This is a genomic window from Streptomyces sp. NPDC044044 (genome assembly GCF_056434405.1).
Window position 1 is genome coordinate 502,350 of sequence record NZ_JBWKFG010000002.1, and the last position, 14,372, is coordinate 516,721.

Sequence of the window (14,372 nt, forward strand, 5' to 3'; positions counted from 1 at the left end):
TGATGGAGACCCAGGCTTACGGATCATGGCCGTCACCCATCGACGCGGCGCTCGCCGCGGCCCACGACGGCTCACCGGCCCACGTGGGTTTCGTCGGGGACGAGGCGTGGTGGACCGAGCCGAGGCCCGCCGAAGGCGGCAGGCGCGCCCTGATCCGGCGGCGTCGGGACGGCGCGGAGGAGTCCGTGCTGCCCGAGCCGTGGAACGTGCGCAGCCGGGTCATGGAGTACGGGGGGCGGTCCTGGGCCGGGGCCGAGGGGCCTGACGGACCACTGGTGGTGTTCGCCCACTTCGCGGACCAGCGCCTGTACGCGTACGAGCCCGACACCCCAGCAAGCGTGCCGCGCCCGCTGACCCCGCTCTCCGACGTGGGCGGCGGCCTGCGGTACGTCGACCTGTGCGTGCACCTGGACCGGGGCGAGGTCTGGTGCGTCCTGGAGGAGTTCACCGGCCAGGGGCCGACCGATGTGCGGCGGGTCGCCGTCGCCGTGCCGCTCGACGGCTCAGGGGCCGAGGACCGCGCGGCGGTGCGTGAACTCTCCGACGACCGGCACCGGTTCATCACGGGACCCCGCCTCTCGCCGGACGGCGCCCGCGTGGCGTGGATCGCCTGGGACCACCCCCGGATGCCGTGGGACGGCACGGAACTCCTCGTCGCCGAGATCAGGGCGGACGGCACGTTCGGTGCGCCGCGGGTGTACGCGGGCGGCCCGGAGGAGTCCATCGCGCAGGTGGAGTGGGCGCCCGACGGACGGCTCCTGTTCGCGAGCGACCGGACCGGGTGGTGGAACCTCTACCGCACGGACCCGGTGAACGGCGGGCACGAAACCCCGGTCTGTCCGCGCCAGGAGGAGTTCGCGGGCCCCCTGTGGCAGGTCGGCTCCGGCTGGTTCGCGCCCCTGGACAGCGGCCTGGTCGCCGTCGTGCACGGCAAGGGCGCCACCGCGCTCGGCGTGCTCGACCCGGAGACCGGCGAGGTCGTCGACGCGGCAGGACCCTGGACGGAGTGGTCGGCGACCGTCGCGGTGAACGGCAGCCGTGCCGTCGGCGTCGCGGCGAGCCCCCGCAGCGCGTACGAAGTCGTGGAGCTGGACACCAGCACCGGCCGCGCCCGGGTGATCGGCGCCGCGCACGACGACCCGGTGGACACTGCGTACTACCCCGAGCCGCGCATCCGCACCTTCAGCGGCCCGGCGGGCCGCGAGATCCACGCGCACATCTACCCCCCGCACCACCCGACCCGCGTCGCCGCCGACGACGAACTCCCGCCGTACGTGGTGTGGGTGCACGGCGGCCCCACCGGCCGCTCCCCGCTCGTGCTCGACCTGGAGATCGCCTACTTCACCTCGCGCGGCATCGGCGTCGCGGAGGTCAACTACGGCGGCTCGACCGGCTACGGCCGCGCGTACCGCAACCGCCTGCGCGAGCAGTGGGGCATCGTCGACGTCGAGGACTGCGCGGCCGTCGCGCTCGCGCTCGCCGACGAGGGCACCGCCGACCGCGACCGCCTCGCGATCCGGGGCGGCAGCGCGGGCGGCTGGACCACGGCGGCCTCGCTGACCACGACGGACGTGTACGCCTGCGGCACGATCATTTACCCGGTCCTCGACCTCACGGAGTGGGCCGCCGGCGGCACCCATGACTTCGAGTCGCGGTACCTGGACTCGATGATCGGGCCGTTCGACGAGGTGCCGACGCGGTACGTGGAGCGTTCCCCCGCGGAGCACGCCGACCGGGTCAGCGTGCCCTTCCTGCTGCTCCAGGGCCTCGACGACGTGATCTGCCCGCCCGAGCAGGCGGAGAGGTTCGTCTCCGAACTGCAGGGGCGGGGCGTGCCGCACGCCTACATCCCCTTCGAGGGCGAGGGGCACGGATTCCGCCGCGCGGACACGCTGATCCGCGCCCTGGAGGCGGAACTCTCCCTCTACGCCCAGGTGTTCCGCCTGAACCTGTCCGGTGGCACCCCCACCCTGGAGCTCGCCAAGTGAACCCCCTGACGCGTCCCCCGCGGCTGACCCCGGGCGCGCGGGTCGCCGTCGTGGCGCCCAGCGGGCCGGTGCCGGACGAACAGCTGGACGCGGGACTCGACATCCTGCGCGGCTGGGACCTGGACCCGGTGGTCGCTCCCCATGTCCTGGACCGGCACCGGGAGTTCGACTACCTCGCGGGAGCGGACGCGGACCGGGCGCGGGACCTGGAGCGCGCCTGGTGCGACCCGTCCGTGGCCGCCGTGTTCTGCGCGCGCGGCGGGTACGGAGCCGCGCGCATGGCGGACCTCGTCGACTGGCGGGCGATGCGTGCGGCCGGGCCCAAGGTGTTCCTCGGCTACAGCGACATCACCACGCTGCACGAGGCGTTCGCCGCGCGGCTCGGGCTCGCCACCCTGCACGGGCCGATGACCGCCGTCGTGGACTTCCTGAAGAGCACGCGCGCGCAGGAGCACTTGCGCGCCACGCTCTTCGAGCCGGAGACGGTGCAGGTGATCGCTCCGGAGGGAGTGGCCGCGCTGGTTCCGGGGAGGGCGCGCGGAGTCACCCTCGGCGGGTGCGTGAGCATACTGGCGGCGGAGCTCGGTACGCCGGGGGCGCGGGTGTCCGCGCGGGGCGGGCTCCTGTGCATCGAGGACATAGGCGAGGAGGCCTACAGCCTGGACCGCATCCTCACGCAGCTCTCGCGCTCCGGTTGGCTGGACGGCGTCGCGGGGATCGCCCTCGGGTCGTGGGTGGACTGCGAGCCGCCGGACATGGTGCGGGCGCTCTTCCTCGACCGGCTCGGCGGCCTCGGGGTGCCGGTCGTCGAGGAGTTCGGCTTCGGGCACTGCGAAGGGGCGCTGACGGTTCCGTTCGGCGTGGCGGGCGAACTGGACGCGGAGGCGGGGACGTTGACGCTGGACGTGCCAGCCCTGACGTGAGGACGGCACCCGGGTGAGCAGCTCCCTTCCTCGCTGAATCTCCGTCAACTCCCGGTGAGAAACTCCTGTCACGAGCGTTGACCCACGCCTGACACGTGTCACAACATGACCCCTGGCCGGTTACTTACCGGTCGGTAGTCGGCTGTCCTCAGCGTGGAGGTCTCGTGTCCCGTCGTACCGCATCCCGTCGTGCCGTCTCCCGCTCCCGCGCGCCGCTCGCCCTCGCCGTCGGCGCCGCGCTGGCCGCGCCCCTGGCGCTCGCGGCACCCGCGCCCGCGAGCGCCACCGGCCAATTCACGGTCACCCCGCTGAAGTTCACGGTCGAGGCGGGCGGCAGGAGCTGCACCGTCGACGCCGACCTCTACCGCCCCGCCTCGGTGGACGCCGAGCACCCCGCGCCCGCCGTCCTCACCACGAACGGCTTCGGCGGCAGCAAATCGGACGGCTCGACCGCGGCCACCGGCAAGGCCTTCGCCGAGCGCGGCTATGTCGGGCTCGTCTACTCCGGACTCGGCTTCGGCAGGTCCGGCTGCCTGATCTCCCTCGACGACCCGAAGACCGACGGCAAGGCGGCCTCCGGGCTCGTCGACTTCCTCGCCGGGAAGCGCGCGGCCGACGACGGCACGACGATCGACTACGTCACCAAGGACGGCAGCGCCGATCCCCGCGTCGGCATGATCGGCGGCTCGTACGGCGGGGCGATCCAGATGGCGACGGCCGCCGTGGACCACCGGGTCGACGCCCTCGTACCGATGATCACCTGGAACGACCTGAGCTACTCGCTCGACCCGAACAACGCCTCCGACCGGAGCGTCCCCGGCGCCTCCAAATGGCAGTGGATGAACGGCTTCTACCTCATCGGCGAGGGCCAGCCGCTCCTGGAGCCGAGCCTTGACCCCTCCCGCATCAACTCCCTGACCTGCCTGCACTTCGTCACGAAGGCCTGCGAGACGATCCGCACGCTCAACTCGGGCCGCTACCCCGCCGACAAGACCGAGGCCCTCCAGGAGTACGCGCGCAGCGTCTCGCCCGTCTCGTACCTGCCGCAGGTCAAGGCGCCCACCCTGCTGATCCAGGGCCAGGCCGACAGCCTCTTCAACCTCAACGAAGCGCAGGCGACGTACGAGACGCTCAAGGCACAGGGCACCACGACGAAGATGATCTGGCAGTCCTGGGGTCACAGCGGAGGCCTCACCGACGCCGCTTCCGGTGAACTCAACCTCTCCGAGGGGAACTTGGAGACGAGCTACGTCGGCAAGCGCGTCCTGTCGTGGTTCGACCGCTACCTCCGGCAGAACAAGGGCGCCGACACCGGGCCCGCCTTCGCCTACCACCAGGACTGGGTCCCGGTCGACAGCGGACCGAACGGCACCTACGCGACCGCGTCGAAGGTGCCGGCCCTGAGCCGGAAGCTGTATCTGTCCGGGGACGGCAAGCTCGTCGACAACCGGAAGAAGGTCGCGCGCGGCAGCCGCGAGTACCGGAACTGGCTGATCCCCACCAGCCACTCCGAGAGCTCCCTCGCCGGCATGATCGGCCTGCCCGACCCCGCACCGCGCGACACCAAGGGCACCTACCTCGGCTGGACGACCGAGACGCTGACCACCGCCGTGGACGTCGTCGGCTCCGCGAAGGCCACCCTGAAGGTCGTCTCGCCCAGGACCGAGAGGGTGCAGAACTCCGGCGACGCGGCCGACAAGCTGGTCCTCTTCGCCAAGCTCTACGACATCGCGCCCGACGGCAAGAAGACGCTTGTGCACCGGCTCGTGGCGCCCGTGCGCGTGCCGGACGTGACGAAGCCGTTCACCGTGTCGCTGCCGGGGATCGTGCACCGGTACGAAGCGGGGCACAAGCTGCAGTTCGTGGTGGCGGCCAGTGACGACGCGTATGGCGGGAACAGGGGAGTGAAGCCGGTGACCGTCACCAGCGCGCCCGACGACACCGGGGTGATCGAGCTGCCCGTCGTCCGCTGAGCCCCGGGCCGACCCGGGCTGACCCGGGCTCACCCGGACGGCCCACACCCCCACTCCGGAGGGGCACCCACCGCGCGCGAACCCGGCCCAGCTGCCCATGCTGGTCACCGGGGGAGGCCGGTCGAATGCTCCGACGGAAGGGTTCACGATGAGTCCAAGCACCTCCTCGGGCGGCTCCAAGGGCAGCTCGGGCGGCGGCGCGGTGACGCCCGGCAGGATCGTCGTCGCCCTGCTCGCCGTCCTCACCTTGGTCTTCATCTTCGAGAACACCCGCAGCACCAAGATCAGGCTGCTGATCCCCGAAGTGACCGTGCCGCTGTGGATGGCCCTGTTCGGCACGGCGGTGATCGGTGCGCTGTGCGGGGCGTACTACATGAGGAGGCGCAAGTGAGGATGCTCATCAGGCGTGCGGGAGTCGTCGCGGGCGCGACGCTCGCCGTGGGCGTCATGACCGTGACGACCGCGGCGGCGGCAGGACCGCCCATGCCGGACTTCCGTGGGCAGGGCCTCGCGCGGGTCTTCTCCGGGGTCGACTACCGCACCCGCGTCGAGGTGCGGGACGTCAGCGGCCACCAGCGCAACGTCCTGTGGCCGCTCAGCTGGAAGGTGTGCACGCAGTCTCCGGCCCCGGGCAAGGAGCTGACCGGGCAGACGGTCACCATCGGTGTCGTGAAGAAGGCCGAGCGCTGTCCCGTGTGATCTGCCGTGCGATCTCCCGTGTGATCTCCCGTGCGGCGGAGGGCTAACGTGTCCTGATGTCCGACAACACCGTCCATCTCGCCGAGGGACCCCGCGCAGGCATACGTCCCTTCACCCACGCCGACGGCCCCGAGTTCACCGCACGCGCACGCGAGAGCAGGGAGCTGCACCGCCCCTGGCTCTTCCCGCCCGCCACGGACGAGGCCTACGCCGCGTACGCGGGCGCGCTCATCGAGGGCCGGGGCAAGGCGGGGTTCCTGGTCTGCGACCGGGAGGCGGACGGCGCCATCGCCGGGTTCATCAACATCAACAACATCGTCGCGGGCGCCTTCCGCTGCGGGGCGCTGGGGTACGGCGCCTTCGCGCACGCGGCGGGCCGCGGCCTGATGGGGGAGGGGCTCGGGCTCGTCGTGCGGTACGCCTTCGACGTGCTCGACCTGCACCGCCTGGAGATCAACGTCCAGCCGGGCAACACCGCGTCGATCGCCCTCGCCCGCCGCTGCGGCTTCCGGCTCGAGGGCTTCTCGCCCGACTTCCTCTTCATCGACGGGGCGTGGCGCGATCACCAGCGGTGGGCGCTGACCGCCGGGACGACCCGCTAGCGGCGCGACGGCTTTCGGTTGATCTTCATGGTGTCCATGTCCGTCGCCGAGCACTTCAGGTCGCGGAAGCCGAGGCCGCGCGCCCCCAGCGCCGTCTCCGCCCGGTCCTCCGCGAGCGCCTCCGCCATCTCCTCGCCGTCCTCGGCGTCCGAGAGGATCTCGAAGCGGTACGTGAAGCGCTTGAGCGTGCGGTCGTACGAGAGCGAGCCCTCCGGCGTGAACTGGAACTGCGCCAGGCTCTGTTCCCCGACCTCGGACAGGAGCAGGTCCCGCGCCTCGTCCGTCAGGCCGTCCCACGTGCCCCGGACGATCACCCGGTAGGTGTGCTGCGTGCCCATGCTGTGCGTCCCGCTCTCTCGCCGTTCACCGAAGGCCTCAGCGTACGTCGCGGGCGCGCAGGGCGCCTTTGCATAATCCTGACCGGGATAGCCCCTGGTCGGGACGGCGACGACCGTGTTCCATGGTGATCGTGACGACCACCGTGCGACGTGACGTACTGACGCTGCCCGCCGCCCCGTTGGGCCCCGAGAACCCCCTGCCGCCGCTGCGGCCGCTCCGTGAAGTGCACACCCTGGACGAGCGCGGCAGAGAAGGCCTGCCGCGCGACATGGCGCGCCAGCTGGGGTACGAGCCGCTGCGCGGCATCCTGCCGACCCGGGTGCTCGACGGGTACGGACGCGAGCGGACCGAGACCGCGCTCGACACCGTGGTCATCGAGAACGACCGGCTGCGCGCCACCGTCCTGCCGGGCTTCGGCGGCCGTGTCCACTCCCTCTTCCACAAGCCGACGGGCCGTGAACTCCTCTACCGCAACCCCGTGTTGCAGCCCGCGGCCTTCGCGCTCAACGGCGCCTGGTTCTCCGGCGGCATCGAGTGGAACATCGGCGCCACGGGCCATACGACCCTGTCCTGCGCACCGCTGCACGCCGCGCGGGTGACGGCGCCCGACGGCGGCGAGATGCTGCGGCTCTGGGAGTGGGAGCGGCTGCGGGACGTGCCGTTCCAGGTGGACCTGTGGCTGCCCGAGGGGTCCGACTTCCTCCATGTCGGCGTGCGGATCCGCAATCCGCACGAGAAGGCGGTGCCGGTCTACTGGTGGTCCAACATCGCGGTGCCGCAGGAGCGCCGGGTCATCGCCCCGGCCGACGAGGCCTGGCACTTCGGGTACGAGGGTGGCCTGCGCCGGGTGGCAGTGCCGGAGACCGACGGGGTCGACCGGACGTATCCGCCCCGCAGCGAGTACGCCGCGGACTACTTCTACGACGTACCGGACCGGGAGCGCCGCTGGATAGCCGCTCTCGACGACGACGGGCACGGCCTCGTCCAGACGTCGACCGACCTGCTGCGCGGCCGCAAGCTCTTCGTGTGGGGCTCCGGCACGGGTGGGCGGCGCTGGCAGGAGTGGCTGACCGAGCCCGGCACCGGCGGGTACGCGGAGATCCAGGCGGGCCTCGCGCGCACCCAGCTGGAGCACGTGCGCCTGGACGCCGAGAGCGAGTTCACGTGGCTGGAGTCGTACGGACCGCTGTCGGCGGACCCGGGCCTGGTGCACGGCGACGACTGGCCTGCCGCGCGCGAGGAGGCGCGGGCGCGGCTCGCCGACGCGCTGCCGCGGGCCGCGGTGGAGGAGGCCTACGACGCGTGGCGGCCGTGCGCGGACACCGAGCCGGGCGAGGTCCTTGCCACCGGGTCCGGGTGGGGCGCGCTCGAAGCCCTGCGCGCGGACCACAAGTTGCCGGGCACGCCGTTCGCCGAGGACACGCTGGGCCCCGAACAGGAGCCGTGGCTCGAGCTGTTGCACTCCGGCGCCGTCCCCGAGCCGCGCCGGGTGGCGCCGCCGGGGCCGACCCTGGTCGCCCCGCACTGGCGGGACATGCTGGAGACGGCGCCCGCTCGGCCGGTCGCCGAGTACCACCTGGGCGTGGCGCAGTGGCACGCGGGCGATCGCGCGCAGGCGGTGCGCAGCTGGGAGCGCGGCCTTGAACTTGCCCCGTCGCGCTGGCCGTTGCTGCGGTGCCTGGCGGTCGCCGACCAGGATTCGGACCACATCGAGCGCGCCGCGGACCGGTACGCGGAAGCCTTCGACGACCTGTGCCAGGAGCGGCGCGACGACGGCACCCTGTGGACGTCCGCGAGCGCGGCCCTCGGCAGGGAGGCGATAGCCGTCCTGCTCGCGGCCGGACGACAGGCGGCGGCGCGCGGCGTGTGGGAGCGGCTGCCCGCGTCGGCGCGGGCGGAGGGCCGCTTCCGCCTCGTCGAGGTCCAACTGCTCCTGGCCGAGGGGGAGAGGGACGCGGCGCGGGCGATATTCGACGAGGGCTTCGAGGTGGCCGACCTGCGCGAGGGCGCCGAGGTGCTCGGCGAGCTGTGGCGTGCGGCGACCGACGAGGAGCTGCCCGCCCGGTACGACTACCGGATGCGGGCCGCTTCGGAGGAGTGAAGGCCCTGGGAGGGGCGGGGCAGCCGCCCCTCCCAGGGAGTCGTGCTACGCCAACTCGCCGTTCCTGGCCACGACCTGACCGCCGTGGACGACCATGTCCCGCTGCGGCATGTCCACCAGGACCTGCGGCAGGCACTCGCCGCGTACGAGGATGAAGTCGGCGGGGGAGCCGGGCTTCAGGTCCGCGTGGTCCAGGCCCATCACGTCCGCGCCGCCGTGTGCGCCCACGCCGTAGCAGTCGGCAAGCTCGTCGTCGAGGCGTACGTCGGTGACCCAGCCGAGGATGTGCGCGCGGTGCAGCATGTCGGCGTTGCCGAACGGGCTCCACGAGTCGCGCACGCCGTCCGAGCCGAGCCCGACCCGCACGCCGTGCTCGCGCAGCTTCGCGATCGGCAGGACGAGGGACTCGTTCGGCGCGACCGTCGTCAGGGAGATGTCCTGCTCGCCCAGGTCGGCGGCCATCTTGTCCAGTTCGGTGTCGGACAGGTTCGGCAGGCAGAAGACGTGGCTGACCGTGACCTTGCCGCGCAGGGACAGCGCGCGGGTGCGGTCGATGATGGCCCGCAGGACCTTGGTGCCCTTCTCGTCGCGGTCGTGCAGGTGGATGTCCACGCCGACGCCGTGGCGGTCCGCGAGGCCGAAGACCAGGTCGAGCTGCTCGTCCATCGCGTTGTCGAAGCTGATCGGGTCGATGCCGCCGACCAGATCGATCGCGCCGGAACGGGCCGCTTCCTCCAGGAGCTCCGCCGTGCCGGGAGTCCGGATCACGCCGTGCTGCGGGAAGGCCACGATCTGCACGTCGAGGGCGTGCCCGAGCCGCTTGCGGGCCGCGTTCACGCCCTCGACGCCCGCCAGGTCGTAGGCGGGCGCCACGTCCACGTGGGCGCGCATCGCGCGGGTGCCCCGGGTCACGGCGTGCGCCATCAGGCCGTACGCGCGCTCGCCGACGGACCGGGGCTGGCTCTTGAACACCTCCACGTCCTGGGCGCAGTAGTCGGCGATGCCGCTCGCCGGCTTCCGCGTGATCCAGGAGCTGCCCCACGTCGTCTTGTCCGGGTGGATGTGGGCGTCCACGAGCGAGGGCAGGGCGACCCGGCCGCCGCCGTCGATCACCTTGGCGCCCTTGGGGGCACGGTCGTCCGTGATCCGGCCGTCGACCACGGTGAGGTCGACGGGCTTCTTCGCGCCGAAGGGGCGGACGTTGCGGAACACCACGGCCTTGGGGCGGTGGCCGTCGCCGTGGGAGGAGGCGGCCCCGGCCTGGGCGGCGGACAGGGCGGCTCCGGTGCCGGCGAGTGCGGCGGCGGCGCCGAGCACGCCGCGACGGGAGAGAGGCGTCATAGGGGTCTCCTTCGGGGGTGGGGTGCGCAGATGACTGCCGGAAAGGGGGGGGGCGGCGGGGTTCAGAGCGCGATGCCCGAACGGACCACGCGCAGGGGCTTCTTGAGGACCGTCACGTCGGACAGCGGGTCGCCGTCCAGGAGGACCACGTCACCGGCGAAGCCGCGCGCGAGACGGCCCGCCGTGCGCTCGAGGCCGAGCAGCTTCGCGGCGCCGGTGGTGGCCGTGCGGATCGCGTCGAGCGCGGAGAGCCCGGCCTCGTGCATCAGCTCCATCTCGCGGCCGATGGGCTTGATCTTCCCGCCGGAGGAGTCCGTGCCCGCCGCGAGCGGCACGCCCATCTCGTGCGCGGCGAGCACGGCCTTCTTCAGGACCGGCAGGTACTGCCGGCCGCGCTCCGCGAGCACCGGGTCCGAAGAGTCGGCGAGACCGGCGATCGCGGTGAGGGTCGGCGTGAAGTACGTGCCCCTGCGCCGCATCTCGTGCAGCGTGCGCTCGCCGACGAACGCGCCGTGCTCCAGCGAGCGGATGCCCGCCATGACGGCGTCGTGGCAGCCCTTCTCGCTGTAGCTGTGGCAGAGCACGCCCTTGCCGCCGCGCCGGGCGGCCGCGACCACGGCGGACAGCTGCTCGCGGTCGTACACCTGGGCCAGCGGGTCCTGCTCGGGCAGGCCCGCGCGCTCGTTGACCCGGGTCTTGATGACGTCGGCGCCACGGGCGAGGTTGACCTCGACGACGCGGCGCAGCGCCTCGGGCGAGCGCACGCCGTCGCGCAGCCTGGCCAGCGGGGTCAGCTCCGGGTCGGCGAGGATCGTGTCGCCCAGGTCGGGCGTGACGAAGACACCGGCGGCGCGCAGCCGGGGCGCCTGCTTCGGGGCCTGGCGGGCCAGCTCCCGCACGGCGATGTCCTGGAAGAAGTTGGTCGAGCCGCTGCGGGCGCTGGTCGCGCCGAGCAGCACCGCGTCGCGGGCCTCGGCGGCGGTGTTGAGGTGGATGTGCGCCTCGACGAGGCCCGGCAGGATCCACTGCCCGTGCGCGTCGATCACCTGGGCCCCCTCCGGCACCTCGGTCCGGCCGCGCCTGCCCGCCGAGCGGACGACGCCGTCAGCGATGACGACCACCGCGTCCTCGGTCACCTCACCGGTCGCGGGGTCCAGGAGCGTGCCGCCCTCGATGACCAGATCGCCGCCGGTCCGCCGCCCCTCGCGAGCGGTGGCGTCCGCCCTGGGAGCGGCGTCGGCCCGGGGAGCGGTGGCGGACAGCACGGCCGTGGTTCCGGCGAGCGCCGCGGCACCCGCGAGGACACCACGCCGGGTGAGCCGGGAGGAGGGCGGAGGAATGGACTCGACGCACATGGGACTGCTCCAGGACGTGTTGCGGAGGAAACGCGTCCGCAGTTTGTATACCAAGCTGGAGTCACCCGCAAGGACGGGCAGGGCGGGATAGGGGTCCTATGCCTGAATGTCCTGGAATCACAGCGGGGGATTCCCTCGCTGGTATACGAAAGTGTGGCGGGGGTCTGGCTCGGTCACGCCTCGAAGAGCGACCGCAGCGCCACCACCTGGCTGTCCCGCACGTGCAGCAGCGTGCTGGCCGCCGCGGTCTCCTCGTCGCCCGCCGCGATCTGCCGGTAGATCAGCCCGTGCTGGGCCCGCATGTGGTCCGGCTCGGCGCGCATACCGAACAGGAGCTGGAGCTGCCAGCTCAGCTGCTCCATCGTGCGGGCGAGCAGAGGATTGTCGGCGAGCGTCACGATGCCCTCGTGGAACGCCGTGTGCGCGGCGACCTCGCGCGGCCCGTCGTCCACGTCCGATGCCTGCTCGGCCTGGCCGAGCGTGGCCCGCAGCGCGGCGAGCCCCGGCGGCTCGTCCGGCGCGCTGGCCGCCACCCGGCGCGCGGAGAGCCGGGACGCCTGGACCGCGAGCGGCTCCCACACCTCGTACAGATGCCGCACATCGGAACGTTCCAGGCGGCGCACCCGCACCCCGCTGTGCGGCAGGAGTTCGAGCAGGCCCTCGGCGACCAGCGCGCGCATCGCCTCCCGCACGGGGACCCGCGACATCCGCAGCTCCTCGGCGACCTCACGCTCCACCAGGCGCGCGCCCAGCGGGTAGCGGCGGTCCACGATGCGCTGCCGGACGGCCTCGCGCGCCTGGGCGCTCAGTGACACCCGTTCCGTACCGCTCGCACTGCCCGCCACGTGCACCGTCCTCCGTTCGGCCTGCCTGCCGTGGAGGATACGGGGCGGCCGGGCCGGGGCGGTCAGGTCGCGGCGCGCCGGTCCACGTACTCGAAGACCGCGCCGTCCGGATGCATCGCGATGAGATTGCGGCCCACCGGGGTCGGGACGGGGCCCGCGATGACATGGGCGCCGGACGCGTTCAGGACGGCGTACGCCTCGTCGACGTTCTCCACCGCGATCGTCGCCGAGACCTTCCGGAGGATCTCGAGTTCCTTCTCGGGGCCGCTCATCAACAGAAAGCACCCGACCGCCGCGACCGACACGCCCCCACGCTCGAAACGCTGCGCGGGGCCGCCCGCGAGGCGTTCGTAGAAGGCGACCGAGGACTCCAGGTCCTCGACGCAGATACGCAGCGTGGTTCCCAGGATCTCCATACGGGCGAGCCTAGTTGGCCGCGCCCGGACGCGAGATCGTTTCCGGCGACTTCCGGGACATCCACCCCGTGGCGGCCACCACATCGGCCGCGATGTCCGTGACCCCACGCCCGTCCGTCGCCACGCGCAGCGTGCCGTCGGCCGTGTGCTCTTCCAGGTGGCGGGCCATGAACACGCTGCGGCGCAGCTGCTGTTCGAGCTCCGAGCCCAGCTCGCGGCGCGTGAGCCGTTCCTCGACGGTGGCGTCCGTCGCCGTGAGGAGCACGCGGATGATGCGCGGGCCGCGCAGGGCGCCGACGAACATCCACTCCTCGCTGCCGAGCACGCTCGCCGCGTTCGTGTAGACGAGACGACGGCAGCCGAGATCGCGATAATTCCCCCACATAGCCGCGAGGTTGCGCTCGGTGATCAGCGCACGGTGCGGGTCGCCGTCCGGCGCCGGGTGGACCGTGTCCAGGGTGTCGCCCTCGATGTACGCGTGCCCCACGTCCGCCGCCCGCAGCAGCGCCGCGACCTCCCACCCGACCGAGGACTTGCCGACCCCGGAACGGCCTCCGATGAGCAGTGCTTCCGTCGTGTGCATGGGGCGAGCGTGGCAGGCCGGTGCGGTCTCACGCGACCCGGTATTCCTCGACCTCCTCGGTGCGCCGCAGCTCCAGGCCGTGGCCGATGCCGCCGTCGGGACGGACGACGCCGCCCGTCGGGTCGAGGGCGCCGTCGAAGAACATCGACTCGACCCGCACATGGTCGTGGAGCCACTCGATGTGCCGCAGATTCGGTACGCACGCGGCGACCGCGGCATGCGCGTGCGGGGCGCAGCGCGCCGAGACCTCGATGCCGTGCGCCTGCGCGAGGGCCGCGGCGCGCAGCCACTCGGTCAGACCGCCGCAGCGCGTGGCGTCCAGCTGGAGGCAGTCCACGGCGGGCACCATCCGCGCGAAGTACGAGAGGTCGTATCCGTACGCGCCGGCCGTCACGTCGCAGACCAGCGCGTCCCGCACCAGCGCGAGCCCCCGCAGGTCGTCCGACGGCACCGGCTCCTCGAACCAGCCCACCCCGTGCTCGGCGAGGACCCGGCCCACCCGGACCGCCTGCTTGCGGGTGTAGGCGCCGCTCGCGTCGACGTACAACTCGGCCTGCGAGCCGATGACGTCACGCGCGGTGCGCACCCGCAGCACATCACGGGCCGCGGCCCGCCCCCAGTCCTCGCCGACCTTGATCTTGACGCGGGGTATGCCCTGGCCGTGCACCCAGCCGTTCAGCTGGGCCGCCAGATGCGTGTCGTGGTACGTCGTGAAGCCCCCGCTCCCGTAGACGGGGACCTCGTCGCGGGCCGCGCCCAGGAGACGTACGAGCGGGATCTCCAGGAGGCGTGCCTTCAGGTCCCACAGGGCGATGTCGATCGCCGAGACGGCGCACGAAGCGGCGCCGGGGCGGCCGGTGTTGCGGATCGCCCTCGTCATCGCCGCGTGCGCCGCGGGGATGTCGAGCGCGTCGAGGCCCGTGACGGCGGGCACGAGCTGCTCGGCCATCAGGGCCACGGTGGACGCGGGAGCGTAGGTCCAGCCCGTGCCCGTCGCGTCGCCCGCCGTGACCTCGACGATCACGAGGGTCGTGCTCTCCCACGCGAAGGTGCCGTCCGCCTCGGGGGCGTCCGCGGGCACCAGGTACGCGGACATGGCGGGGCTTTCGATGGGCACTGCGTCCTTCATCGGGACCGTCCTGGATCACATGCGGGAGTGGGGGGGACGTGGGGCGGTGCGGCGTCGGCTCTCGCCCGCACCCGCGGC

14 protein-coding genes are annotated in these 14,372 nt (G+C 72.7%); 7 read left to right on the top strand and 7 right to left on the bottom strand.

Annotated elements, in window-relative coordinates:
- Positions 1 to 2: 2 nt before the first annotated feature.
- The 6 genes from AC07AG_RS08195 to AC07AG_RS08220 all read left to right on the top strand — a co-directional run bounded on the left by AC07AG_RS08195 (position 3) and on the right by AC07AG_RS08220 (position 6,185).
- Complete coding sequence (locus tag AC07AG_RS08195) at positions 3 to 1,988, top strand: dipeptidyl-peptidase 5 (protein ID WP_478753938.1); 1,986 nt, start codon at positions 3 to 5, stop codon at positions 1,986 to 1,988.
- Entirely contained in the window at positions 1,985 to 2,911 is a 927-nt protein-coding gene (locus AC07AG_RS08200) for a S66 peptidase family protein (protein WP_478753048.1), read from the top strand. Before AC07AG_RS08195 ends, AC07AG_RS08200 begins: the two co-directional genes overlap by 4 nt.
- 164 nt (positions 2,912 to 3,075) lie before the next feature.
- On the top strand, positions 3,076 to 4,884 hold the full coding sequence (locus tag AC07AG_RS08205) for an alpha/beta fold hydrolase (protein ID WP_478753050.1): 1,809 nt from the start codon (positions 3,076 to 3,078) through the stop codon (positions 4,882 to 4,884).
- Positions 4,885 to 5,032: 148 nt separating this feature from the next.
- Positions 5,033 to 5,275 carry a LapA family protein gene (locus AC07AG_RS08210; protein ID WP_478753052.1) on the top strand — a complete coding sequence of 81 codons (243 nt, stop codon included), beginning with the start codon at positions 5,033 to 5,035 and terminating at the stop codon, positions 5,273 to 5,275.
- On the top strand, positions 5,272 to 5,583 hold the full coding sequence (locus tag AC07AG_RS08215; RefSeq protein WP_478753053.1) for a hypothetical protein: 312 nt from the start codon (positions 5,272 to 5,274) through the stop codon (positions 5,581 to 5,583). Before AC07AG_RS08210 ends, AC07AG_RS08215 begins: the two co-directional genes overlap by 4 nt.
- 56 nt (positions 5,584 to 5,639) lie before the next feature.
- Positions 5,640 to 6,185 carry a GNAT family N-acetyltransferase gene (locus tag AC07AG_RS08220; protein ID WP_478753055.1) on the top strand — a complete coding sequence of 182 codons (546 nt, stop codon included), beginning with the start codon at positions 5,640 to 5,642 and terminating at the stop codon, positions 6,183 to 6,185.
- Here AC07AG_RS08220 and AC07AG_RS08225 read toward each other — a convergent pair.
- Complete coding sequence (locus AC07AG_RS08225; protein ID WP_478753056.1) at positions 6,182 to 6,523, bottom strand: DUF6204 family protein; 342 nt, start codon at positions 6,521 to 6,523, stop codon at positions 6,182 to 6,184. The two genes, AC07AG_RS08220 and AC07AG_RS08225, sit on opposite strands and share 4 nt — an antisense overlap.
- 122 nt (positions 6,524 to 6,645) lie before the next feature.
- Here AC07AG_RS08225 and AC07AG_RS08230 point away from each other — a divergent pair, with 122 nt between their 5' ends.
- Positions 6,646 to 8,625 carry a DUF5107 domain-containing protein gene (locus AC07AG_RS08230; protein ID WP_478753058.1) on the top strand — a complete coding sequence of 660 codons (1,980 nt, stop codon included), beginning with the start codon at positions 6,646 to 6,648 and terminating at the stop codon, positions 8,623 to 8,625.
- A 45-nt stretch (positions 8,626 to 8,670) separates the two neighbouring features.
- Here the strand turns inward: AC07AG_RS08230 and AC07AG_RS08235 are convergent, their stop codons facing one another.
- The 6 genes from AC07AG_RS08235 to AC07AG_RS08260 form a co-directional block, all read right to left on the bottom strand.
- Positions 8,671 to 9,966 (bottom strand): amidohydrolase family protein, encoded by a 1,296-nt coding sequence (locus AC07AG_RS08235; protein ID WP_478753060.1) that lies wholly within the window; start codon positions 9,964 to 9,966, stop codon positions 8,671 to 8,673.
- A gap of 62 nt (positions 9,967 to 10,028) precedes the next feature.
- Positions 10,029 to 11,321, bottom strand: coding sequence for an amidohydrolase family protein (locus tag AC07AG_RS08240; RefSeq protein WP_478753062.1), 1,293 nt, complete (start codon positions 11,319 to 11,321; stop codon positions 10,029 to 10,031).
- 173 nt (positions 11,322 to 11,494) lie between these two features.
- Entirely contained in the window at positions 11,495 to 12,172 is a 678-nt protein-coding gene (locus AC07AG_RS08245; RefSeq protein ID WP_478753064.1) for a GntR family transcriptional regulator, read from the bottom strand.
- A gap of 56 nt (positions 12,173 to 12,228) precedes the next feature.
- Positions 12,229 to 12,582, bottom strand: a complete 354-nt coding sequence (locus tag AC07AG_RS08250; protein ID WP_478753066.1) for a VOC family protein — start codon at positions 12,580 to 12,582, stop codon at positions 12,229 to 12,231.
- A gap of 10 nt (positions 12,583 to 12,592) precedes the next feature.
- Entirely contained in the window at positions 12,593 to 13,165 is a 573-nt protein-coding gene (locus AC07AG_RS08255; protein WP_478753068.1) for a nucleoside/nucleotide kinase family protein, read from the bottom strand.
- A gap of 28 nt (positions 13,166 to 13,193) precedes the next feature.
- Complete coding sequence (locus tag AC07AG_RS08260; RefSeq protein WP_478753070.1) at positions 13,194 to 14,294, bottom strand: enolase C-terminal domain-like protein; 1,101 nt, start codon at positions 14,292 to 14,294, stop codon at positions 13,194 to 13,196.
- Between the last annotated feature and the right edge of the window lie 78 nt (positions 14,295 to 14,372).

Excerpts from the sequence above, each read along its gene's own strand:
- AC07AG_RS08195 (WP_478753938.1), top strand. The coding sequence starts at position 3 with ATGGAGACCCAGGCTTACGGATCATGGCCGTCACCCATCGACGCGGCG.
- AC07AG_RS08240 (WP_478753062.1), bottom strand. The coding sequence starts at position 11,321 with ATGTGCGTCGAGTCCATTCCTCCGCCCTCCTCCCGGCTCACCCGGCGT.
- AC07AG_RS08225 (WP_478753056.1), bottom strand. The coding sequence starts at position 6,523 with ATGGGCACGCAGCACACCTACCGGGTGATCGTCCGGGGCACGTGGGAC.
- AC07AG_RS08210 (WP_478753052.1), top strand. The coding sequence starts at position 5,033 with ATGAGTCCAAGCACCTCCTCGGGCGGCTCCAAGGGCAGCTCGGGCGGC.
- AC07AG_RS08230 (WP_478753058.1), top strand. The coding sequence starts at position 6,646 with ATGGTGATCGTGACGACCACCGTGCGACGTGACGTACTGACGCTGCCC.
- AC07AG_RS08260 (WP_478753070.1), bottom strand. The coding sequence starts at position 14,294 with ATGAAGGACGCAGTGCCCATCGAAAGCCCCGCCATGTCCGCGTACCTG.
- AC07AG_RS08255 (WP_478753068.1), bottom strand. The coding sequence starts at position 13,165 with ATGCACACGACGGAAGCACTGCTCATCGGAGGCCGTTCCGGGGTCGGC.
- AC07AG_RS08235 (WP_478753060.1), bottom strand. The coding sequence starts at position 9,966 with ATGACGCCTCTCTCCCGTCGCGGCGTGCTCGGCGCCGCCGCCGCACTC.
- AC07AG_RS08220 (WP_478753055.1), top strand. The coding sequence starts at position 5,640 with ATGTCCGACAACACCGTCCATCTCGCCGAGGGACCCCGCGCAGGCATA.
- AC07AG_RS08250 (WP_478753066.1), bottom strand. The coding sequence starts at position 12,582 with ATGGAGATCCTGGGAACCACGCTGCGTATCTGCGTCGAGGACCTGGAG.